The sequence below is a fragment of the Agaribacter flavus genome, assembly GCF_042646125.1.
GTDB classification, from domain to species: Bacteria; Pseudomonadota; Gammaproteobacteria; order Enterobacterales; family Alteromonadaceae; genus Glaciecola; species Glaciecola flavus.
In genome coordinates this window covers 1-22,960 of record NZ_JBHRSW010000049.1, presented here as the reverse complement: position 1 = coordinate 22,960, position 22,960 = coordinate 1, and the positions used below count along the sequence as shown (strand labels likewise).

The following is a 22,960-nucleotide window of genomic DNA, read 5'->3' as shown; positions in this document are numbered from 1 at the left end:
ACCTAAGTTGATACTATCTCGCGTATTACGCTCGTTGCAAATGCACCCGATGGAAGCTCGAACTTTAGTTTTAATATATCACTATCGACTTGATAATCTAAGTCTTTTACGTACAAAACTGTTGCTCGCCTCTCTTGCTTTAAGCCTAATTCAGTGAGCTTGTCACCAAGTATTCTATACTCATTGACGACACTGCTTTCAAAAACTAATGCATCGTCGCGACTCAATGGCTTACCTTGTCCCCAAAGGCTTGCGGTGAGCTGTACGTCTCGATCGACTCGCCGTTGGTTGTTGCGAGAAAATTCATCCTTGGTGCAAACAAAATAACTCTTGCTACCGCTGAGTTGCAGCACGTCACCAACCAGTAAACAATCGAATAGCCCTCGTTCTATTCGCTCACTGAGCATTTGGTTAAATAGCCAACTGCGTAAGGCAGAAATAACCATACTGCGTTTATTTCTATTTTTGATGGCCTCACCAGCGAGCAGTCTCTCTCCTAATCGAAGGTTTCCGTTGAGCACCATATTACCTTCACGAGTTTGCATCTCACCAAAGCGTTGCTGACCAAAGTAATTAGGTACACCTTGTTCGCTAATGGCCTTCATTCGCTCGTCTAGCCAAGTTTCACAGGGTGCTTGATGCAGTTGTATATTAATTGAAAAGGTATTGCCTCTAAGTGAACCTGTTTTCAATTTTTTGTCGTGAAAGGTTCTGTTCACGATTTCCATATCTTCTTGCTTAAATTTATTCCAATCTGGCTTTGGACGACTTGCGTGATATACGCTGAACCATTGATAGGTTTCTGCTCGTTTGTCTTTTCTACCAGCGTATCCAATATTTCTAAGTGGCACTTGGCAAAACTTAGCTAATAGCTCGGCTACGTAAGCTGTATTAAGGTTAGTTTTCTTTATCCAAAGAAAGCTATGTTCGCCGCTGTTTGTAGGTGTAAAGCCTAGCACTTCTTTTACAACAAAGTCTTGTGGCGTTTGTTTGAGCGTGCCGGTTAGTGCCGGCTTACCATGCAAATAAGCCCATTGCTCGGTTGATAAATGTGACTGAATATCTCTTGTCATTGTGAAGTTTGAAGCAGCACCACAGCGTCTACGGCTATGCCTTCTTTTCGGCCTACAAAGCCTAGTTTTTCGGTTGTGGTCGCTTTAACACTTACCTGATTGCTGTTAATTAGCAGTGCCTGTGCAATATTTGAACGCATTTTTTCAATATGCGGGGCGAGTTTAGGGGCTTGTGCGGCTATAGTGATATCAGCATTACCCAAACAATACCCGGAAGCCTTAACTAGTTCGTATACCTTTTTGAGAAGCACCATCGAATCAGCGCCTGCATATGCCGCATCAGTATCAGGGAAATGCTGCCCGATATCACCTAAAGCCAAGGCTCCCAACAAGGCGTCCGCTAAGGCGTGCAGGGCAACGTCGCCGTCAGAGTGGGCGAGAAGCCCCATTGAAAAAGGAATTTTTTCTCCACAAAGTATTATGGGTCCTTCGCCACCAAACTTGTGCACATCGTATCCGTGTCCAATTCGCACTTACTTTTTTGCTCCTATTGCTGATCTCACTGAGTTAATTGCGATTGCGCTAAGTAGTACTCAGCAAGTTGTAAATCTTCGGGCTTGGTTACCTTAAAATTCATAGGGTGCCCTTCAACCAATAAAACTTCTGTTCCCATTGCCTCCATTGCTGAGGCTTCATCTGTGATCGACAGCGAATGTTGAATAGCAAACTGCAGTGCTTGTTGTAGCGCGGCTGTTTTAAACATCTGGGGCGTTTGCGCAGACCATATCTTTTCGCGATCAAGGGTTTTGTCTACCCTTGGCGTGTTTGAATGCTCGGCTGAAGCAGTTGGCGAGATTTGCTTCACCGTATCGACAAGCGGTAGCGCAAGAATACCACCGGTCGAACATTTAACATTGTCAATCAGTTTGCTTATTAGTCCACTATTAATTCCAGGGCGAGCCGCATCGTGCACCAAGACCCATTCTGATTGCAGTTGCTCGTGTGCGTAGTTCACGCCTGCTAGTACTGAATCACAGCGTTCTTCGCCGCCAACAACAATGTGGACATCCTTAGTCAAGATTGTTCGTGCCGTTTCATCATCTGGATGCACTACCACGATGATGTGCTCTATTAAAGGGTGGTTGGTAAATGCGTTTACGCTGTGTTCAAGTAATGTTTTTTTTTGAATCTTTAGATACTGTTTTGGTTTGTATGCCTGCATTCTAGCGCCAATTCCGGCTGCGGGTATCACGGCAGTGTAACTACTTTTGTACTTCAATTTTATGACTCTTTGGGTAATATTCGATAAAAGGTTTCCCCTTCTTTTATCAAACCCAGTTCGTTTCTTGCGCGCTCTTCCATTGACTCAAGACCCGATTTTAAGTCGTCAATATCAGCTCTGAGTAGTTGGTTTCGCTGTTTTAGTCGAACATTCTGTTCTGACATCGTTTGTATTTGACTTTGCATAGCTTTGTATTCAGCTAGGCTATTTTTTCCAAACCATAGGCGGTATTGCAGCAGACCTAAAAGGACAATTAGTATTAATGCTATCCACTTGTTTTTCACGGTTCGCAAAGCCTATGATTGATATGTGTGCTGTTGAAAAGTTGTCCAATACAGAGTGTTTCGTTCTGCTAACACGTGTTCATTCTACTGCGCTTTTTTCAAAGGTGCAAAAACCTTTGGGGTGTATGCACACAATGTTGATGCAAGAGCGGGTAAAAGCTAAAGTAGGGGGGGCGCGCAAACAAAAAACGCTGCGAGCACATCCATGTGCGCTTATATTTTTCTTCCATGAAAAATAAATTTTTGTTTGTGCGCTCCCCCTACTCTAGCTTTACCCGCTCATGTTCAACTTGCGGATTTATCGATTAAACAACTTATTTTTTAGCTTATCGAGGGCTTTTTGTTTGGGATCGGCAAGCTGTGCAGACAGCAAACTGCTTAATGCCTGACTGTCGCCCTCTGCAGCAGATAAAAGTTGTTCGATGTTTTCAAACTGATCGGTAGATGTCCCCAGTTGGTCATTGACCTTGGCACTTAACTTCTGTTTTAGCTCATTCAGTTTCGGGTTGTCTTGAATGCTGTCGCCAAGAGCACTTACGAGTTGCTTATCAAGGTTTGAACTTATCACGACACTGGGGCTGGTTATACTGCCTTGAATTTTACTCTCTAAATCAATCGATTGTTGCTTGGAAAGCAGGTCGGCTACTGCATCAGTGAGTGCATTGCTGCCCTCGGCGAGTAAAGCTAGTTCCTTGAGTTTAAATGATGACTGCCCGGTAAGTTTGGTACCGACTACACTTAGCTCGCCCTGACTATTGAGTAAACCGCTATTGAGTATGGCTGTGAGTTTCTGTTTTGCGCTTTCTGGGACGAGTTGGATTTCATTGAGTACTAGTTCTGACAAGTGCCATGATTGGCTTGCCTCCAATGCGCCGTTTATATTTTCAAATTGACCACTTATATCAATGCTTTCCCAGTTGTTCGCCTTGGTAGAATTGACTAAAAAAGTAGTCGGGGATCCAACTAAGTGATGCTCGCCGGTAATGTTTTTCCATTCTGATACAAGGCTTTCATCCAGCCAATTAACACTGACTTTAGCCGCTTTAACCCATAAAGAAGGTAGGCCACTATCGTCGGTGACCGTCTTTGTTTCTACTTGTTCCGCTTCTGTATCAGTATTTGATATTGCTAGTTCACCTACTGCGAGTAAAGCTTTAAGATACAGTTCGGCCTTATCACCAAATAAATGCTGACTAACTTGGCCGATGGCCGCTTCGTCGCCTCCGACGATAACTTTCAACAAATCATAATCCTGTTGAGGAGCATTCTTTAGTGATGTAACTGACGCAGCACTCTCATTTTTTGCCTGTTTCGCGAGATTGACGAATTCACTGACTTGCGTCTTATCTTTTTTTATCTCTTCTTTTAATTGTTTTAATTCTTCCACGGCTTTGGCAAGCTCTACAGGATTTTTTAGGTCGGTATCTTGTAAGGCTTTTATTCTATATTTATAGGATTCGACTTTGTCCTTATCTGGTAAGGCTGCATACTTTTCTTGCAAAGGTGCTTCATACTTCTTATAAACCGCTTTTGCGTCAGCAATTGCTGCGGTCGTTTTTAAAGGCGTATTCGCCAGCACTTCGTCTACGCTGGGTAAATCCGCCAGTGTTGGAAACGCAAAACTACTGGGTGATTCGACTTCGCGATAAACCTCGCCTTCATTTGTTCTTGTTGTACCAAATTGCAGATTATCGACGAGTAATTCTTCAATGATCACTTTGCTGCTTAAAAGTGCGAATAAATCTACGTCTGCCGACAATACACCAATTTCAAATTTATTTCGATTGGGTTGACTGGGGTCAGTCGCTTCAAGTTTTTTAAGCTCTACGCCAAAGGGGAATAGTGAATGGTCGAGGTCAGCGATATTGACTTCGGCACCCAAACTATTGCCAAGTGAACTTTCAGCCAAGCCCTTTAAAATGCTGTTGGCAAATAGCAAATACAGAATGACTAGAAGGCCTATTAAGGCAATAGGAACGGCAATGAAAAGAGAAATTTTACCGTGTTGTTTGTGTCCGATATGCATGTTTTTCTAAGTCCTTTATTTACGCTTGAATCAGAATGCAAATATTGCCCCCATCAAAACATAGTTGTAAAAATTTGTACAGAATGAAACAACAGCCCCTTGCAACGTTCTAAGCATTTATCACCGCAAGTTATTTGAAATTGAACTTGGCTTGAATTACGTTAAAGCCTGTTATGGCGTCGATTGGACTTCCTATGTTACTGCGAGAAAAACTAACGAGCACTTCTATTGTTCGACAAAAAATTCGAGATTTTCACCGCATCGATGAAAACAAAGCATTGGATTATATTTTACCTTATGCAGAAGTCAGCATGAGTACGCGTAGTCGAGCGTGGGAGAGAGCACGCAACATGGTTTTGCGTATTCGCGCAGAGAATGCTTCGCATGGAGGTATTGATGCGCTGCTGAACGAATTTTCGCTATCAACCGCAGAGGGCGTCGTATTGATGTGTTTAGCCGAAGCTTTGTTAAGAGTGCCGGACAAAAACACGCAAGATACACTTATTCGGGATAAATTATCGCAAGGTCATTGGGCGCCCCATTTGGGAAACAGTGACTCATTGTTCGTGAATGCAAGTGCTTGGGGGCTGATGTTTACCGGCACGATGGTCACATACAATGACGCAGCGCAACAAACGCAGTTAGGCTTGTTAAAAAAAACGCTAGGGCGCTTGGGCGAACCTGTTATTCGCCGAGCTATGAATATTGCACTAAAGGTCATGGGGCGCCAATTCGTCATGAGCGAAAGCATAGAAGAGGCTTGTAAACGGGCTGAAGAAAAAGAAAAAAAAGGCTATGTGTATTCCTATGACATGCTAGGCGAGGGCGCACGCACGGTAGAGGATGCCCAGCGCTACTATGACGCCTATGAACATGCCATTCACGTTATTGGTGCCACTGCCAATGGCAAGGATCCAAAGAGCCGTTCGGGTATTTCTGTTAAATTATCTGCAATTCACCCTCGTTATGATTTTAAAAAGGGTGCCGCCGTAGTCGAGGAGATAAGCGCCAAATTAAAATCACTGTGCGTGTTAGCTAAATCATACAACATTGGCTTAACGGTTGATGCCGAAGAGTCTGAGCGTCTAGAAATATCCCTAGACATCATTGAAAATGTGTTTGAAGACAAAGCGCTTGCGCAATGGTCTGGCTTTGGTATGGCGGTGCAAGCTTATCAAAAGCGCGCCATTTTTGTTATTGACTGGATAAGGGAATGCAGTCTAAAAAACAACAAGCAAATGATGGTGAGGTTGGTAAAAGGCGCGTATTGGGATAGCGAAATAAAACACGCTCAACAAGGCGGTCACAATGAGTTTACGGTCTTTACCCGAAAATCCTCTACCGACGTTTCTTATCACGCATGTGCAAACAAATTACTGGCTTATCGGGATACCATTTACCCTCAATTTGCCACTCATAATGCTTATACTGCATCCGTCATTCTTGAATTGGCGGGGGATGATAAAAAAGGTTTTGAGTTTCAGTGTTTACACGGGATGGGCGACACACTTTACGAACAGATCGTTACTCAAGATAAAATTCAATGCCGTGTTTATGCACCCGTTGGTTTGCATGAAGACTTACTCGCCTATCTAGTCAGACGCCTGTTAGAAAATGGTGCTAATTCATCTTTTGTCAATGCCTTGGTCGATGATTCAAAAGCGGTAGAGGAGCTGCTTGAGGATCCAGTAGAGCGAACGCAAAGTTTAGCTCAACGGGCAAATACCCGTATTTCAAAAGCCAAGGACTTGTTTGGCGATGAGCGTACTAACTCCAATGGGATTGACCTATACGACATCAATAGTCTCGTAGACTTGCAATATCGGCTCGATCATTGGTTTACAGACTACATAAAAAACCTACCTGCTCACACGTATTCAAACAAAGACTTAGTCGTGGTAAACCCCGCTAATTTAGAAGAGCACTTGGGTGCACATTGCTTTGACCAACCTGAAGACATGCGGAACAAGCTTAACTTGGCTAAACAAGCATATGGTGCATGGTCAACAACGGATGTAACACGGCGCGCAGCGTTGCTTTTGCAAGTCGCTGATATAATCGAAAGACACAAAGAAGAACTCATTGGCTTATGCATTAAGGAAGCCGGTAAAGTCGTGCAAGACGCGATAGATGAAGTACGAGAAGCCGTTGACTTTTGCCGATATTATGCGAGCCAAGCACAAGTCTTGTGTCGGCAAGATAACTTGCAGTCAAGAGGCGTAGTATTGTGCATCAGCCCTTGGAATTTTCCATTGGCAATTTTTTTAGGGCAAGTTGCAGCGGCATTGGTGACGGGTAATACAGTGCTTGCTAAACCTGCTGAACAGACAAGTTTAATTGCTGTTTGCACACTAGCACTTATGAACGCGGTGGGTATGCCACAAAACGTTGTTCAAATCATTGTAGCGCGAGGGGCGGAAGTAGGTAGTACCTTACTTCCAGATAACGATGTGCAGGCTGTGATGTTCACTGGTTCAACGACTACTGGCTCGCTGATATCAAGAGAGCTGGCGCAACGTGGCACAGGCCAAGTACCACTCATCGCCGAAACGGGCGGACAAAATTGCATGATTGTCGATTCAACCGCCTTACCTGAGCAAGTGGTAGATGATGTGATTAACTCGGGGTTTCAGAGTGCGGGGCAACGATGCTCGGCCTTACGGGTGTTATATTTGCAAGAAGACGTTGCTGACTCGATTATTGCGATGCTGATTGGCGCGATGAAATGCTTGAGTATTGGTGACCCAAGCTATTTGAGCACCGATATAGGACCAGTGATCGATACTCGAGCATTAGATTCACTGACACAACATGCAGACTCGATGCTCAGTACACAACGATTGCTTTACAAATGTCATCTCGATCCCACTCTGCGAGGTCATTATTTTCCTCCACATCTATTTGAAATTGATCATATCAGCGCCCTAGAGAGAGAAATCTTTGGCCCATGCGTGCATGTAATCAGGTTTAAAGCAAAGGATCTGGATAAGGTGATGGAAGATATCAATGAGACCGGCTATGGCCTAACAATGGGGATCCACACTCGGATTGAAGCGCGTGCAAACGATCTGGCTATTCGCTCTGGTGCAGGTAATATTTACGTTAATAGAAACATGGTTGGGGCAGTTGTGGGTGTACAGCCATTTGGCGGCAGAGGTTTATCGGGTACAGGCCCCAAAGCCGGTGGACCCAACTATTTAAAACGACTTATGGAAGAAAAGGCCACACCCAAGCAATACCCAGTCGAAGACAATTTTGAAGATGATAAAGAGCTAGTCAGCACGCGCGACGATCATGCTGATGCAAAAATTATGATGAGGCGAGCCAAGAGTGTCAGGCTAAAATGGCGTTTAACACCTTTGCTGGAGAGGATATCTATACTCAGGCAGTTGCTCGCGAAAATCGCGACCGTCGACATTGTTGATGAGCTGGCGGACGACTTGAACAAGACCTTAGCTACCGCCCGCGCACAATTGACGAGTATTGAAAAGCGTTTGAAACTGCCCATGCCGCTACCGGGGCCTACGGGTGAAGATAACAAACTGTATTTGGAGCCGCGCGGGATCATTGTCGGTTTTGCTGATAAAGATGTGGCATTTGAATATTGGATGTTGTCGATTATTACCGCACTCGGGACAGGTAATGTGGTCATTGCTGTTGTTTCTGAGCTTTTCTTCGAAGAAGCCATGGCTTTTAAACAAAAATTTGAAACAACAAGCGCGCCCGACAATGTATTTCAAGTGGCGACATTAAGTAAACTAGAAGCACTTTTGATGAATCCAGACCTATCGGGCGTAGTGGTTGACAGCAGTGCGTTAAGGAGCGCGATTATCGCGAAAAAGTTAGCTTCTCGAGAGGGCGCGATATTACCTATGATCACGGCAGAGTACAATAACAACCTGATAGAGCGCCTAGTCACTGAAAAGACCATCAGTATCGATACGACAGCAGCAGGTGGGAACACCTCACTTATGACTTTGGCTGAGGATGATTGACTTGATTTTTTAAATTCAATAGCTTGTAGAGGGGCTTTTTGCTATCGCATGATCTGTACTTCAAGCATGCTATTGCTGATTCCGTTCGGAGGTACAGCTTCTCAAGTAATACACTGAAGCGCACAATGTTGAGCGTGAAATGACAACAGCATGTAATTTCTGCTTGTCGATTTTTTATCAAATCATTCACACAAACACAGAGCAGTAGCTTTTTTCTGTTTTGTAATTCATTTGCTCTCTGTTGTTTAGTTGCAAGTGGTTATTGAGCTGGATTTATCTGCTCTAATATTAATTTTCAAGGAGAAGTGATACTATGAAGGAGCTTAGGTTTGATAGGCTTGAGTGTGTTTCTGGGGGGATTCTAATTAATTTAGCAATCCGAGTCGTGGGTGCTACAATAGCGGCATACGATGCATCGATGGAAGTTGGAGAAGGCTTCGAAAAGGGCTTCAAAAAAACTAAACAAGAACTAAAACAAAAGAATGGATGGTAATAAAATGAAAAGGATATCAAGTTCTGAATTAAAACAAGTTTCTGGAGCTGGTTGGGATAGTTTTTGGGAAAGCGTCGGAGACACTATTGGTTCATGGGTCGCAGGTGCAGCGTACAGCAAAGAATCGAAACGATTGCATGATATTGGCAGCGGCAATAGTGAGATAACTTTAAATCAATTTTTGAGCTCTCAAAACGATCCACTTCTTTGATCTAATACATAGCTAGCGCGACTTTTGTCGCGCATTATAGAGACATGCAAGATGTTAAAATTAATAAAAGCCATCCTTGAAGAAACGTTACTAATACTCGGAATTTACATCCTGTATATTAATGTTGAAAACATGGTTTTTGAGCATAAACTCGAGTTTATCTTCAATGGCGATATCGTTCCTTTCCTTATATTTTTATCAATATTTAGTGTTGTAAGGAAAAAAAATTTTATACTCAACAAAGACAAATAACATTTCGTTTCATTCCACTAGCAAACACCCCTCTCCCGCAGTAAACATACACAAAAATTTGTATAAATGGAGAATGAAGAGCACTGCACCTATTAAAAGCTTTAGTTGGAGAAGAGTTTACTATCTAACTAGACAAAGAGATATCATCACAATTTAGCGGTAAATTCACAGACGAACGATCTCGCCCAGAATTAGTTTTTACGAGGCAAAACTCGTGTTTATGCCAGTATTAAAAAAACAAATTCAAATACTCCTATTAGTACTATTTTTGTCGAACCCCTAAAGCTTGCATAAACTCAGGTTGTTTGGCATGGTAGATTTTAAGCATCAAGGAATTTGCTAATACCACTAGAGGGAGTTTATGAAAGACTTTTCGTCGTCAGATTTAAAAGCCATACTACATTCTAAACGAGCGAACATATTTTATCTTGAATACTGCCGTGTGATGCAAAAAGATGGCAGGGTGCTTTACCTGTCTGAAGCAAACAAAGAAAACCTTTACTACAACATACCCATTGCCAATACCACTGTAATATTGTTAGGCAATGGCACATCAATTACGCAAGCTGCAATGCGGATGCTCAGTCAAGCTGGTGTACTGGTTGGATTTTGTGGTGGCGGTGGCACGCCTCTCTACATGGCAAATGACGTTGAGCATAAAATAGAATGGTTTTCCCCTCAAAGTGAATATCGCCCAACAGAGTATTTTCATAGTTGGATGCAGTTTTGGTTTGACGACGCCAAGCGATTGGCGGCAGCAAAGTGTTTTCAACAAGCGCGTATCGAATATCTCACCATGGTTTGGAACAAAGACAGCGATTTGAAAGCAGATGGCTTTGTTGTCCAAGATAGTGCGGTTCAAGAGGCGCTTGCACGTTTTCATGAAAGGACAAATGCTGCAACGAAGTCTTCAGATTTATTACTTACCGAAGCGCAATTAACAAAAGTGCTCTATAAGTTTGCGGCAAACAACACCAAACTCGAAGGTTTTAAACGCAATCACGAAGGCTCTACAAACCAAGTTACAGATAAAGCAAACGACTTTTTGAATCATGGCAATTATCTGGCTTATGGGTTAGCTGCGTGTACGCTATGGGTGTTAGGCATACCTCATGGTTTTGCGGTAATGCATGGGAAAACAAGGCGTGGCGCCCTAGTATTCGACGTGGCAGATTTAATTAAGGATGCACTCGTACTTCCTTGGGCATTTATTTGCGCCAAGGAAAATGCCACCGAACAAGAGTTTAGGCAGCAAATATTACAAGCGTTTACAGACCACAAAGCCCTTGATTTTATGTTTGAGCAGGTGAAAGCGATTGCAGTCAAAGGTGCTTCATTATGATGGTGACATTCATAAGCCAATGCGAGAAAAACGCCCTCAAAAAAACACGGCGCGTACTAGATGCTTTTGCGAATCGTATTGGTGATAACACTTGGCAAACCGTGATTACGGAAGATGGTTTGAGCACAGTTAAGAAGATGCTTCGCCAGACGGCAAGTAAAAGTACAGCGGTGAGTTGCCATTGGATACGCTCGCGCTCTCGTAGTCAGTTTTTATGGGTTGTGGGGAATAAAAGTAAGTTTAATAGTGAAGGGGTTGTGGCTGTTAACCGTACCAAACGCAATTTGTTAACAGCAGACGAACAGCATGACTGGAATTACTTACCGTTAATCCAAGCGCTAGCTGGTTTAGCTGCGCTGTTGCACGATTGGGGAAAGGCTACGGCTTTGTTTCAACAAAAGTTAGCATCGTCAAAACAAAAAATGCTTGGCGACCCGGTTCGACATGAGTGGATTTCTTTACTACTTTTTCAGGCCTTTGTACAGAGTGCTAATAGTGTATCAATGGAGAATGATGAGCCTTGGTTACAAAAGCTAAGTGCAGGTGATATTGACGAGAATCACCTTAAGAAAATTGTACTAGAAAGTGACATTAAGCCATTCAAAAAGCTACCCCCGTTGGCACAATTAGTTGCTTGGTTAATTGTTTCTCATCATCGTCTCCCACTCCCTGAAAAAGAATTATGTGCAGAATATAAAGGAGAGTTGCTCGACAGTATTTCTAAGGTCTTGAGCCAAATCACTATGCATTGGGGGTATCAAAATACTCGTCGAGAAACAGAAAAAGAAAATTTATATAAACAAAGACTAAACCTGTGTTTTACTTTTCCTAAAGGTATATTGAGTCAGTCTACGCGGTGGTTGAGAGAAACCCAAAAATGGGCAAACAAATTAAGTCATGAAACAAATAATGCACTGCAGACCATTAATGATGGCAGTTACCGACTGATTTTACATCATGCCCGCTTGAGTTTGATGCTCGGTGACCATTTTTATTCGTCTTTGGACGTTGACGACAAACGTCGACTGACTAGTGACGCTAAATGGAAAGGGTCATCGACGCTATTCGCGAACACTGACAAAAAAACACGAGCACTAAAACAAACCCTCGACGAGCATTTAATGGGGGTAGCTCGTTATGCGTTGCGTTCAGCGTATCTATTGCCAGCATTTGAAACGGAACCTAGTACCGCTGACGATGTGGAGAGTTTGAGAAGACCTATTACTGACAAGCGTTTTAAATGGCAAGACAAGGCGGTGATAAGTATTTCTGACTGGCGAGAAGCATATGAACGCTCTGATAAGCGAAAATATGGTTTTTTTGCAGTTAATATGGCTAGTACTGGCAGCGGTAAGACCTTTGCTAATGCGAAAATAATGCGAGCGTTGTCAGGCGATGCACAAAGTTTACGATTTGTTTTAGCCTTAGGTTTAAGAACATTGACCTTACAAACTGGGGACGAATATAGAGAGAGAATTGGACTAAATGAGAGTCAACTGGCTGTAATGATTGGTTCAAAAGCTGTTATGGAGCTTCATCAAGATCGCGTGCAACTTAGCAACTCGAATAGTTTCGAGCACTCGGGTTCTGAATCGCAAGAGCCGTTGTTAAAGGACGATTTTGAATCTAATTGCGATATACCTGATGATCATTTGGCAACCGTTTTGCCAGACGAAAAGTCTCGGAAATTTCTGTATGCGCCCGTGTTAACTTGTACTATCGATCACTTGATGTCCGCAACCGAAACGAAACGCGGTGGACGTTTTATTCTGCCTACACTGAGGCTGATGTCTTCCGATTTAGTCATTGATGAAATTGACGACTTTACGGGGGATGATCTGATTGCGATTGGCCGACTAATTCATTTAGCCGGTATGTTGGGCAGAAAAGTGATGATTTCATCTGCCACTATTCCCCCATTTATGGCAGAGGGTTATTTCAAGGCCTATCGAGATGGCTGGCGTTTATACTGCAAAACTCGAGGTGCCAGTAATGCCATCGGTTGTGCTTGGATTGATGATTTTAAAACGCAAGTTAACACTAATAATAGCGATCTACTATGTGACGCGATTCTACAGTATCGCCAGTCTCATAGCGTATACGTAAGCAATAGAATTGAAAAGCTTAAAAAGCAAGTAGTTAAGCGCCGAGCAACGATAATAAGTAGCGAGCACCTAATTGATACTGTTGATTCAAAAACACCCTTATCTTTTGAGTGTACAGATGGCAAGCAAGATGCTTATTTCAACCTTGTTGCACAAAGTGCAATGAATAGCCATAAGCAACATAACACTAAAGATCCTAAAAGTAGGTTGAAAGTGTCATTTGGGGTGGTTCGAGTGGCTAACATTCCCCCATGTGTGGCGTTAACCGAATACCTTTTAAATTATAATTGGCCAGTTAATTTTGATGCCAGAATAATGGCGTACCACAGCCAACAAGTAATGTTATTGCGCTCAGAGCAGGAGCGACACTTAGATGAAGTGTTAAAGCGCAAAGAAAAACCGGGAGAAAGCCCAAAATCATTTAATAATGTCGTAGTCCGTGACCACCTTGAGAGAATTTCAAAAGATTCACCTGATGTTAAGAACGTTTTATTCATTGTAGTGGCTACGCCTGTGGAAGAAGTCGGGCGAGACCATGATTTTGATTGGGCGGTGATTGAGCCGTCATCATATCGGTCAATTGTACAAATGGCGGGTCGTGTGCAACGTCATCGTAGCGTCGAAGTAACAAAACCCAATGTCAGTTTGCTACAGTACAATTGGAAAGCCATCCAAAACCAGCATAAGGAGAACCATAAAGCGTTTTGTCGTCCTGGGTTTGAAACTGCAATACCATTGCATAGCCATGATTTAAGAAAATTGGTGGATGAAAAAGCCTTGACTAAAAGACTTGATGCGACGCCAAGAATTCAAATGCCAGAACACTTATCGGCTAACTATCTACGTCATTTGTTAGTTTCAGAAGGGTTGGCAGAACTAGAACATTTTGAGACTTGGCGCACCCTAGCAAATTACAAAAGCAAAGCAGAAGGTGATCAAGTGGGGCCTGAAACTTTACAAGGCTGGCTAAATTTTCATTGGCATTTAACTGCACTCGCTCAACAATTGACACCGTTTAGAAACAGCCAAAAAAGTTTACACGTATTTTTGCTATTTGATCAGGAGAGTAATGACTGTCGCTTTTATGAAAAAGACCAGCAGGGAGTTCCGATTGACCGAGAGCAAGTGCTCAATATTAGACGAATTGAAATGAGCGATCTGCAATTGAACAAACTTTGGTTAACACGTGATTTTGTCAGCGCTTGTTTATCGTACGCACAAAATGATGAAAAACGCTCGGCATTAGATGTTTCTCTTAGATATGGTGAGCTTAATTTCATCCATAATGAAACAGAACAGTATCGATATAATGACCAATTAGGTCTAGTAAAAATATGAAAAGTCGAGAAAGCTCAGCTTTCTCGACTTTAGGCTGTCTGTATGACAGCAAACATAATTTACACTAATAAATAGTGATGTATTTTCTAAGCTGTCTCTGAGACAGTTTTCAAATTATCACCTATAATTCTATTAATTTCAATAACTAGTGATGTATGGTTGATGTTTATGAGGTGTGTCGTTAATATGTACTCGTTGATTAAAATATGAGCGCATAAGAATGGGCAAAAAATATATAAAAATCGAAGTTGTCACAACGACCGTCTCGAAACGGCAGGAATACAGTGTTGTTGATGAAAGAGACTTTAGGACAGAACGCGGCCTAGTATTTGATAAGACAGTATGGCAGCAAATTAAGAGTATGTTGTTTAGCTGGGCTAGCAAATATTTTTTGAAACAAGGGAAAGATGATAAAGATGATGGACAAGGCAATTGAAGACTTTTTTGAAGAAAGAAAAGCAAATTGGTTAAAGAAGAATGTAACCGCTGCTTTATCAGAGGTTGAAGTTAAGGAAAAAAACATAGAGTGCGAGGAGCTGTTCTCTTTGAAAAACTGGCTACCCAATGCGGCGAAGCGGGCAGGACAAATATCTATATCTACCCACCCATGCACTTTTAGTCACCCCAGTGCACGTAAAAATAAAAATGGATATGCCACCTCAATTATTGCAGAAAATAAACAAGCAAACGACGGTTTTTTGCGTAGTGGTAATGTTGATGTTTCACCTGATGCACTAGGTAATGCGGCTGCGCTCGATGTCTATAAATTTCTGACGTTAACCTTATCTGATGGTCAATCTTTACTGGGGCACATTGAGCGAGATACAGAGTTAGCCATCAATCTGTTAACCCTATCTGGCAATGATATTCCTGATTATGAATCCTTGAAACAAGGCTTCTTAGCAATGAAGTCAGGCGGTACAGAAAATATATCCAGTGCTAAGATCAAGCAAGTTTATTTTCCAGTGTCAGACATTACTGATGCTGATGACATGGCGTATCACCAGTTATCAGTACTTACCGCTTCGGGCATTCTGTTTGATTTACGTAAACGTATCGACAATATGCGTTTTGGAGATGAAATAAAACAAGCTCGTGAACATCGAAGAGAGAAGAAAGCATATGACAACCACAAAGAAATCGCAGGCTTGGCTACCATTGCGTACGGAGGGACGAAGCCCCAAAATATCAGTGTGTTAAATAGTCAAAACGGTGGTAAAGCTCATCTGTTTATGAGCATTCCACCAAAAATCAAAGAAAGTGAAACCTTGTTTCCACGTGTCGATTTTTTTAAACAAACCGTGCGCTATTCGCATTGTCGAACGCAATTTCAGAAACTTCATATTTTGTATAACCAGAATGCCAATAATATGCATGTTAGGCAGGCGCGTGACGAGTTGTATCAGGATATTGTCGATTATATTGTTGAAAAAATGTGGCAAGTGAGAGCGGTAGCGTTTGAACAATATTTTGAAAATTCGAATGAATTGCCTCGCGCACAAAAGTTCTGGTTATGTGATGAATACAAAGAAGCACGAGTACTAGAAAGCTGGTGGCTTGATGAACTCGAGAACTCAATTACCTCTTTTATATTCTATGGCTATGAAAAAATACTTGCACGAAGAGCAATAAAATTAGGAAATGCCGAGTATTCTCATATGGCTTCCGTTGTATCACAAAATGCGGAGTTACTGCGCTAATGTCGATAAAAAAATTACTGATTATTCCTCATTTAAAAGTGCAAAACGCCAATGCGCTTTCTAGCCCATTTACGATTGGCTTTCCTGCAATGACAGCATGGCTTGGTGCGGTGCACGCACTACAACGAAAACTCAATCAACAGCAATTACCAGTTAATTTCATAGCAGTCGGTGTTGTAAGTCACGATATGGATCTGCAAACGTATAAAGGCGAAAATGATTTTGTTCATTCTATTGTTGGTACTGGTAACCCACTAGACAAAGCTGGTGCTCGTTCTCCGTTTATTGAAGAGGCAAGATGTCATGTAGATGTCAGCTTGGTAATTGAATATTATGGTTTAACACTTGATGACAAAGATGAGTTGAGCGTGAAAACTGCACAGGCGCTTCATGCCAATATGAAGATTGCGGGTGGAGATATTCTTAGTTTTCAAACGCCATTTCGTAAAACCTGTGACGATACAAACGATGAAGACCGTCGTCAAATAAGTCGTCTACTAATGCCAGGTTACGTGCTTATAGAGCGCAGCGATTTAATGATTGATTCAATGAATGATGGCAATGATGCATTAGCAGCATTAATTGATCATTTGTCGATTCACTATAGTTGTGAGAGTGATGACGACGGAAATGCTAATTGGAGTCGTGGCAGAAAAGAACACAAGGGCAAAACAAATGGTTGGATAGTGCCAATTGCAACCGGTTTTCAAGGAATTTCGGAGCTAGGACAAGCAAAAAACCAGCGTGATCCAAATACACCGCACCGTTTTGCAGAGAGTGTCGTGACCTTAGGTGAATTTAAAATGCCTCATCGCTTGCAGAGCATTGACGCCATGTTGTGGCGCTATGCGATTGAAGGTGACCTCTATCTCTGTAGACAACGGATTCATCAGATGCCACTGATGTCAGAAGCAGAAGATGAATCTATTGACTCCGAATTTAACTAACAACAAATTATACAACTAAAGGGATATTTATTATGGCTAAGAATGAAAACGCGGTTTCAGTACTTGCTTTTGAAAAAAAGTTAGTACCTTCAGATGGTTACATGTACGGCACAAGCTGGCTGCATAGAGAGGATAGTAAAGCAGCTCCATTGAAGCTTAAGCCTAAATCTGTGAGAGGAACAATATCAAATCGATTGAAAAAAGCAGTTCAGAATGACCCAGCTAAACTTAACGCTGAAGTTGAGAAAGCGAATTTGCAAAAAGTTGATGCGTGCTCATTGTTGCCTGAGCAAGATACTTTAAAACTCGAGTTTACCTTGAAAATACTCGGTGGTGTTCAACAACCGTCAGCGTGTAATAATTCAGTGTTTAAACAGAGTTATGCAAAAGCGGTAAACGAATATGTCGCTAAAGAAGGGTTCAAAGAATTAGCCCGTCGTTATGCTAGTAACCTTGCCAATGCTCGTTTTTTATGGCGTAACAGGGTAGGCGCTGAAAACATAGAGGTTAAGGTTACAGCGCTAAGTGGAAATCAAGAAGAAAAAAGCGAGCAATCGGTGTGGTGTTTCGATGCGACTCAGTTCAGCACACGCCATTTTGACTATGAAGACCCTCAAATAAATGAGCTTGCGGCAAAAACTGCGGCCGCTTTATCAAGTGAAGATGGCTTTTTAACCTTGGACATCCAGTGTTTTGTTCAGATTGGCAAAGCTCAAGACGTATACCCTAGTGAAGAATTAGTACTGGATAAAGGTAAGGGAGATAAGAGTAAGGTTTTGTACGACGTGAATGGTATCGCCGCCATGCATTCTCAAAAGCTGGGGAATGCATTGCGTAGTATAGATACTTGGTATCCTGAATTTAGTGATCCAGAGACAAGTGCTGGCCCAATAGCTGTTGAGCCGTATGGAGCGGTTACTAATTTGGGTAAGGCTTATCGCACACCAAAAGCTAAAAAAGACTTTTACAGTTTTTTTGATAAATGGGCTAGAGGTGAACAGCTTGACTGTATTGAAGACGAGCATTTCGTTATGGCTGTGCTGATAAGAGGTGGTGTATTTGGCGAGAGCGATAAATAGGTTTTGACATGGACTACTACCAAGAAATAAGACTTTTACCAGACGCAGAAGCAAACCTAGGTTTTCTCTGGCATAAGGTTTTTCAGCAAGTACACATAGCACTAGTAGAGAATAAAATGGGCGATAATCAATCTGAAGTTGGGATTTCTATCCCAGGATACGTTTTACCTACGCCTAACAAAAGACAGTTTCCACTGGGTGACAAACTCAGAGTCTTCGCAAATTCTGAGGATGCACTAAAACAGTTAGATCTAATCAAGTGGCTTAGTCGTCTAGAGGATTATGCTCAAATAAAAACAATTAAGCCGGTTCCCAAATGCAGCCAATATGCCGTGTTTAAGCGCAAGCATTTTCAGGGAAAAAAGAGAATTGAAGCTAAAACTAGGCAAATGGCTGAATTTAAATCAAAAGAAACGGGAGAATCGTTTGATAAATGGTTTGAGGAGTACACAAAATTGGCACCCTCAATGGATTTAACATTACCTTATATCAATACCAAAAGTGTGTCAGGTGGGAGCTCAAACAGTACTTTCCCATTATTTATTGAAATGAAGTTGGTAGCTAAACCTCAACTTGGATTGTTTAACTGTTACGGCTTTTGTCCAAAAGGCGTAGAACGTGAAACAACTGTGCCATGGTTCGAGTAATAGCGGGTCGAAGATTGGCGTTAAAAATACCTAAATTTTAGTTCTTTAAAAATTTGATTAATAAACAATAAGTTATAATCCGCTAAAAAATATAGGTAAAAATGAAAATATTTTCCTAATTAGTTGTTGTAACTTATTTTTTTGCTATTATTTTATTGGTTCGCTGCTACACACGCAGCTTAGAAAAATCACTTGCGTTTGCGGGGTCTGAGCCTTGGGTTCGCTGCTACACACGCAGCTTAGAAAATCGTTACTAAACGCAGCTCCCAAAACAGCACGTTCGCTGCTACACACGCAGCTTAGAAATATGAGGGTGAGTATAGCGAGGAGAAATCTGGGTTCGCTGCTACACACGCAGCTTAGAAAGTTTATTTTCAGATCACTGGCGAAGGTTGCAAGTTCGCTGCTACACACGCAGCTTAGAAAATGAATTGTTACACCAGCAAAAGCTTTGCAATGTTCGCTGCTACACACGCAGCTTAGAAAACTAGTAAAACCGCAGCTTCGTGTTGCGTAAGGTTCGCTGCTACACACGCAGCTTAGAAAATCAGTAGAAATAACACCAAGGCCAACGAATAGTTCGCTGCTACACACGCAGCTTAGAAAATGGGGATCTTCGGAGAGTTTTAGTAAATACTGGTTCGCTGCTACACACGCAGCTTAGAAAACCAAACCCTAGCTGCTGCCTCTGAACATTCTGTTCGCTGCTACACACGCAGCTTAGAAAGACAAGGCTGGTTACCAGGTGTATGGGGTAAGGTTCGCTGCTACACACGCAGCTTAGAAATGCCGTAGCTTAAACAATGTGGATTATATAAAGTTCGCTGCTACACACGCAGCTTAGAAAAGGTGTTAGCTTTCTCTTACTTGGTGGTTTACGTTCGCTGCTACACACGCAGCTTAGAAATAAAAAAAACCTCTGCTCTGGCTGATGAGCGCGTTCGCTGCTACACACGCAGCTTAGAAAGTTACCGAAATTCCATTCCTCGTTTGCATACGGTTCGCTGCTACACACGCAGCTTAGAAACTTTTCAGGCGGCGAGTAAGTGACGCCTTCAAGTTCGCTGCTACACACGCAGCTTAGAAAGACAGTCGTAATAAATCACTAAACCTAGCATTGTTCGCTGCTACACACGCAGCTTAGAAAATGGACTTACAGCACAACAAAATTGTGCTTGAGTTCGCTGCTACACACGCAGCTTAGAAAGGCTTGTAGTGTATGTATTGCCATGCGCTACTGTTCGCTGCTACACACGCAGCTTAGAAAAAGATGGGAAATATCGCTAGAACTCAATACATGTTCGCTGCTACACACGCAGCTTAGAAATTGATAAGTATACCGAAGATGGCGTTATCACCGTTCGCTGCTACACACGCAGCTTAGAAATCACGTGCAACTGGCTCAATGGATAATGGCACGTTCGCTGCTACACACGCAGCTTAGAAAACAATACTTCGCATAATGTAGTCAGTGTTATGGTTCGCTGCTACACACGCAGCTTAGAAACTTCGAATACTCAAGCGTGTTTGAGTGCAATTGTTCGCTGCTACACACGCAGCTTAGAAATGTATAGGCAGGGAAGTAATAGGCGAGACCGTGTTCGCTGCTACACACGCAGCTTAGAAAGTGCTATGTGTAAATTATTTGCACTACGTGCAGTTCGCTGCTACACACGCAGCTTAGAAATGTCCATTGGTCGCGCACGTAATATTCGAAGCGTTCGCTGCTACACACGCAGCTTAGAAATAGAAAAGCACGTTTAACGGCAAGCGCCACCCGTTCGCTGCTACACACGCAGCTTAGAAAGTGTGAAATTCGACATGATCCATGACGCGGGAGTTCGCTGCTACACACGCAGCTTAGAAAACTGGCGAAGTGAATAAGTTAGCAAACCCATAGTTCGCTGCTACACACGCAGCTTAGAAATTATGGTGCTGCCATTTGGCGTGATGGTGAGTGTTCGCTGCTACACACGCAGCTTAGAAACCACTGATAAGCACATTGCAAATTTAGCAAAAGTTCGCTGCTACACACGCAGCTTAGAAAGGGTGCGCGGCGATGTCACGGTCTTAGATGGCGTTCGCTGCTACACACGCAGCTTAGAAATTGTGCCTTGTCGTGCCTTATCTCATTAATGAGTTCGCTGCTACACACGCAGCTTAGAAATATTAGGTTAAGCGCTTAATTATTCCTTGTGCGTTCGCTGCTACACACGCAGCTTAGAAATTGAGGCAAATATCAGTCGGCAGCTTTCGACGGTTCGCTGCTACACACGCAGCTTAGAAAGGCTACAGGGCAATGCAGCATGTGCCCTTGAGGTTCGCTGCTACACACGCAGCTTAGAAAAATAAAGAACGGGTATCGTCTATCGTTAACATGTTCGCTGCTACACACGCAGCTTAGAAACGAACATGTCGTTTATTGCCAACGGACTGACCGTTCGCTGCTACACACGCAGCTTAGAAAAGACGCGCGTGAGGCGCGGCTGTATGAAGCGAGTTCGCTGCTACACACGCAGCTTAGAAAACCATTTATCCGACTGCAATTTCAGTAGTGCAGTTCGCTGCTACACACGCAGCTTAGAAATTAGCGCCGACAGTCCTTGGTCAGGGCAACACGTTCGCTGCTACACACGCAGCTTAGAAAGGCTTTAAATGACGCAATACCGAGCCATTCCCGTTCGCTGCTACACACGCAGCTTAGAAACAGCAATTAACGCCGGTTGCACTAAAGCATTTGTTCGCTGCTACACACGCAGCTTAGAAAAGACAGGCCTATGGCTATGCAAAAAAACATAAGTTCGCTGCTACACACGCAGCTTAGAAAAACTTGGCTTGCCGCGTTTCACTAAGTGCACTGTTCGCTGCTACACACGCAGCTTAGAAAGTCAAATGAGTAAGTGCCGCAACCAGATTGACGTTCGCTGCTACACACGCAGCTTAGAAAGATAACCCTTTGTTTATTAATAACTTTAATACGTTCGCTGCTACACACGCAGCTTAGAAAGAGTTATCGATGTCTTGGTCAAGACGTATCGAGTTCGCTGCTACACACGCAGCTTAGAAACAATTGAGTCGTTGTTAGACTCTCATGCCCCAGTTCGCTGCTACACACGCAGCTTAGAAATTGTCGTGTGCGCCTACCTGCGAGTAGCGCCGGTTCGCTGCTACACACGCAGCTTAGAAACCGTTTCTTGTCATTTTTTCGTTCCTTTGTAGGTTCGCTGCTACACACGCAGCTTAGAAAGAGACAGTGACTTCTGGGTTTTCTTCACAGACGTTCGCTGCTACACACGCAGCTTAGAAAGGGCATTGGCAATATCGAGCGCGGGAAATTGCGTTCGCTGCTACACACGCAGCTTAGAAATAGTACCTCTCGTAGACGGTAATTACATGCTCGTTCGCTGCTACACACGCAGCTTAGAAAAACACGCGGCCAGGCCAGCTCTTGAATGTTAGGTTCGCTGCTACACACGCAGCTTAGAAACTATAGGGCGTGGCGGTCTTATCAGCGTCACGGTTCGCTGCTACACACGCAGCTTAGAAAAATGGAATCGTGGATAACTTGTTCGACCCGTTGTTCGCTGCTACACACGCAGCTTAGAAATGCGACTGGAAACACTAAGCAGCGTTCTTTGTGTTCGCTGCTACACACGCAGCTTAGAAATGCTCGCTCGAAGTGGGTAGTCTTCAATTAAGGTTCGCTGCTACACACGCAGCTTAGAAAGGTTCTTCGAGCACTTCTTCGTAAGTAATTTTGTTCGCTGCTACACACGCAGCTTAGAAAAATCACTGAAACTTTGCGAGTCCATGGTGTTAGTTCGCTGCTACACACGCAGCTTAGAAATCGATTGAAATACATGTAATTGAACCGGTAACGTTCGCTGCTACACACGCAGCTTAGAAAAGCATTTTAACAATGGACCACAAGTTTCCCGCGTTCGCTGCTACACACGCAGCTTAGAAAAGCAGGGACGACACAAATAAAGCTAAAAGGCTGTTCGCTGCTACACACGCAGCTTAGAAAGTTATCGTTTCTTGCACTTAACTTCCTTACGAGTTCGCTGCTACGTAAGCGATCAAAATAGACCGTTCTTCTTTTACTAAGTTGAGCCCCTAAAATGAGGTCATTGATTAAGATAGGAGAAAATATCAATGACTAGACGTAACCCTCAAGAATAGCAGCAACTCATCGACGCACAAGAAGCTAGCGATATGACCATCGCCCAGTTTTGTCACGCGCATA

The 22,960-nt window shown here is 42.9% G+C and carries 15 protein-coding genes and 1 CRISPR repeat array; of the genes, 10 read left to right on the top strand and 5 right to left on the bottom strand.

Annotated elements, in window-relative coordinates; all coding sequences use genetic code 11:
* Window positions 1–2: 2 nt before the first annotated feature.
* The 5 genes from truD to ACFOHL_RS16850 all read right to left on the bottom strand — a co-directional run bounded on the left by truD (window position 3) and on the right by ACFOHL_RS16850 (window position 4,605).
* Complete coding sequence (truD, locus tag ACFOHL_RS16870) at window positions 3–1,073, bottom strand: tRNA pseudouridine(13) synthase TruD (RefSeq protein ID WP_376921416.1); 1,071 nt, start codon at window positions 1,071–1,073, stop codon at window positions 3–5.
* A complete protein-coding gene (ispF, locus tag ACFOHL_RS16865) occupies window positions 1,070–1,546 on the bottom strand; it encodes a 2-C-methyl-D-erythritol 2,4-cyclodiphosphate synthase (RefSeq protein ID WP_376921415.1) in 477 nt (158 codons plus the stop codon). Before ispF ends, truD begins: the two co-directional genes overlap by 4 nt.
* Before the next feature lie 26 nt (window positions 1,547–1,572).
* The gene (ispD, locus tag ACFOHL_RS16860; RefSeq protein WP_376921414.1) at window positions 1,573–2,292 is read right to left on the bottom strand and encodes a 2-C-methyl-D-erythritol 4-phosphate cytidylyltransferase; all 720 of its coding nucleotides are present in this window, start codon (window positions 2,290–2,292) and stop codon (window positions 1,573–1,575) included.
* 2 nt (window positions 2,293–2,294) lie between these two features.
* Entirely contained in the window at window positions 2,295–2,579 is a 285-nt protein-coding gene (ftsB, locus tag ACFOHL_RS16855; protein ID WP_376921413.1) for a cell division protein FtsB, read from the bottom strand.
* Between the two features lie 298 nt (window positions 2,580–2,877).
* Entirely contained in the window at window positions 2,878–4,605 is a 1,728-nt protein-coding gene (locus ACFOHL_RS16850) for a TIGR03545 family protein (RefSeq protein WP_376921412.1), read from the bottom strand.
* Window positions 4,606–4,799: 194 nt separating this feature from the next.
* On the opposite strand from ACFOHL_RS16850, the gene putA reads away from it, so the two are divergent.
* The 10 genes from putA (at window position 4,800) to cas6f (ending at window position 18,714) form a co-directional block, all read left to right on the top strand.
* Entirely contained in the window at window positions 4,800–8,600 is a 3,801-nt protein-coding gene (putA, locus tag ACFOHL_RS16845) for a bifunctional proline dehydrogenase/L-glutamate gamma-semialdehyde dehydrogenase PutA (RefSeq protein WP_376921478.1), read from the top strand.
* 313 nt (window positions 8,601–8,913) lie between these two features.
* Window positions 8,914–9,093, top strand: coding sequence for a hypothetical protein (locus ACFOHL_RS16840; RefSeq protein ID WP_376921411.1), 180 nt, complete (start codon window positions 8,914–8,916; stop codon window positions 9,091–9,093).
* 4 nt (window positions 9,094–9,097) lie between these two features.
* Window positions 9,098–9,304: a hypothetical protein gene (locus tag ACFOHL_RS16835; protein WP_376921410.1), complete on the top strand. Its 207-nt coding sequence runs from the start codon at window positions 9,098–9,100 to the stop codon at window positions 9,302–9,304.
* Window positions 9,305–9,917: 613 nt separating this feature from the next.
* Window positions 9,918–10,898, top strand: coding sequence for a type I-F CRISPR-associated endonuclease Cas1f (gene cas1f / locus ACFOHL_RS16830; RefSeq protein ID WP_376921409.1), 981 nt, complete (start codon window positions 9,918–9,920; stop codon window positions 10,896–10,898).
* Complete coding sequence (cas3f, locus tag ACFOHL_RS16825; protein ID WP_376921408.1) at window positions 10,895–14,341, top strand: type I-F CRISPR-associated helicase Cas3f; 3,447 nt, start codon at window positions 10,895–10,897, stop codon at window positions 14,339–14,341. Before cas1f ends, cas3f begins: the two co-directional genes overlap by 4 nt.
* A 220-nt stretch (window positions 14,342–14,561) precedes the next feature.
* Window positions 14,562–14,777, top strand: a complete 216-nt coding sequence (locus ACFOHL_RS16820) for a hypothetical protein (protein ID WP_376921407.1) — start codon at window positions 14,562–14,564, stop codon at window positions 14,775–14,777.
* Window positions 14,749–16,041 (top strand): type I-F CRISPR-associated protein Csy1, encoded by a 1,293-nt coding sequence (csy1, locus tag ACFOHL_RS16815; RefSeq protein WP_376921406.1) that lies wholly within the window; start codon window positions 14,749–14,751, stop codon window positions 16,039–16,041. The genes ACFOHL_RS16820 and csy1 overlap by 29 nt, the downstream gene beginning before the upstream one ends.
* Window positions 16,041–16,988 carry a type I-F CRISPR-associated protein Csy2 gene (gene csy2 / locus ACFOHL_RS16810; protein WP_376921405.1) on the top strand — a complete coding sequence of 316 codons (948 nt, stop codon included), beginning with the start codon at window positions 16,041–16,043 and terminating at the stop codon, window positions 16,986–16,988. The genes csy1 and csy2 overlap by 1 nt, the downstream gene beginning before the upstream one ends.
* 32 nt (window positions 16,989–17,020) lie before the next feature.
* On the top strand, window positions 17,021–18,067 hold the full coding sequence (gene csy3, locus ACFOHL_RS16805) for a type I-F CRISPR-associated protein Csy3 (protein WP_376921404.1): 1,047 nt from the start codon (window positions 17,021–17,023) through the stop codon (window positions 18,065–18,067).
* Between the two features lie 8 nt (window positions 18,068–18,075).
* Window positions 18,076–18,714 (top strand): type I-F CRISPR-associated endoribonuclease Cas6/Csy4, encoded by a 639-nt coding sequence (cas6f, locus tag ACFOHL_RS16800; protein WP_376921403.1) that lies wholly within the window; start codon window positions 18,076–18,078, stop codon window positions 18,712–18,714.
* A gap of 158 nt (window positions 18,715–18,872) precedes the next feature.
* A CRISPR array of direct repeats spans window positions 18,873–22,741; the repeat unit is 28 nt; unit sequence GTTCGCTGCTACACACGCAGCTTAGAAA.
* Between the last annotated feature and the right edge of the window lie 219 nt (window positions 22,742–22,960).

Coding starts and splice junctions, on each gene's coding strand:
- truD (WP_376921416.1), bottom strand. CDS start 1,073: ATGACAAGAGATATTCAGTCACATTTATCAACCGAGCAATGGGCTTAT.
- ACFOHL_RS16850 (WP_376921412.1), bottom strand. CDS start 4,605: ATGCATATCGGACACAAACAACACGGTAAAATTTCTCTTTTCATTGCC.
- putA (WP_376921478.1), top strand. CDS start 4,800: ATGTTACTGCGAGAAAAACTAACGAGCACTTCTATTGTTCGACAAAAA.
- ACFOHL_RS16840 (WP_376921411.1), top strand. CDS start 8,914: ATGAAGGAGCTTAGGTTTGATAGGCTTGAGTGTGTTTCTGGGGGGATT.
- ACFOHL_RS16835 (WP_376921410.1), top strand. CDS start 9,098: ATGAAAAGGATATCAAGTTCTGAATTAAAACAAGTTTCTGGAGCTGGT.
- cas1f (WP_376921409.1), top strand. CDS start 9,918: ATGAAAGACTTTTCGTCGTCAGATTTAAAAGCCATACTACATTCTAAA.
- cas3f (WP_376921408.1), top strand. CDS start 10,895: ATGATGGTGACATTCATAAGCCAATGCGAGAAAAACGCCCTCAAAAAA.
- ACFOHL_RS16820 (WP_376921407.1), top strand. CDS start 14,562: ATGGGCAAAAAATATATAAAAATCGAAGTTGTCACAACGACCGTCTCG.
- csy1 (WP_376921406.1), top strand. CDS start 14,749: ATGATAAAGATGATGGACAAGGCAATTGAAGACTTTTTTGAAGAAAGA.
- csy2 (WP_376921405.1), top strand. CDS start 16,041: ATGTCGATAAAAAAATTACTGATTATTCCTCATTTAAAAGTGCAAAAC.
- csy3 (WP_376921404.1), top strand. CDS start 17,021: ATGGCTAAGAATGAAAACGCGGTTTCAGTACTTGCTTTTGAAAAAAAG.
- cas6f (WP_376921403.1), top strand. CDS start 18,076: ATGGACTACTACCAAGAAATAAGACTTTTACCAGACGCAGAAGCAAAC.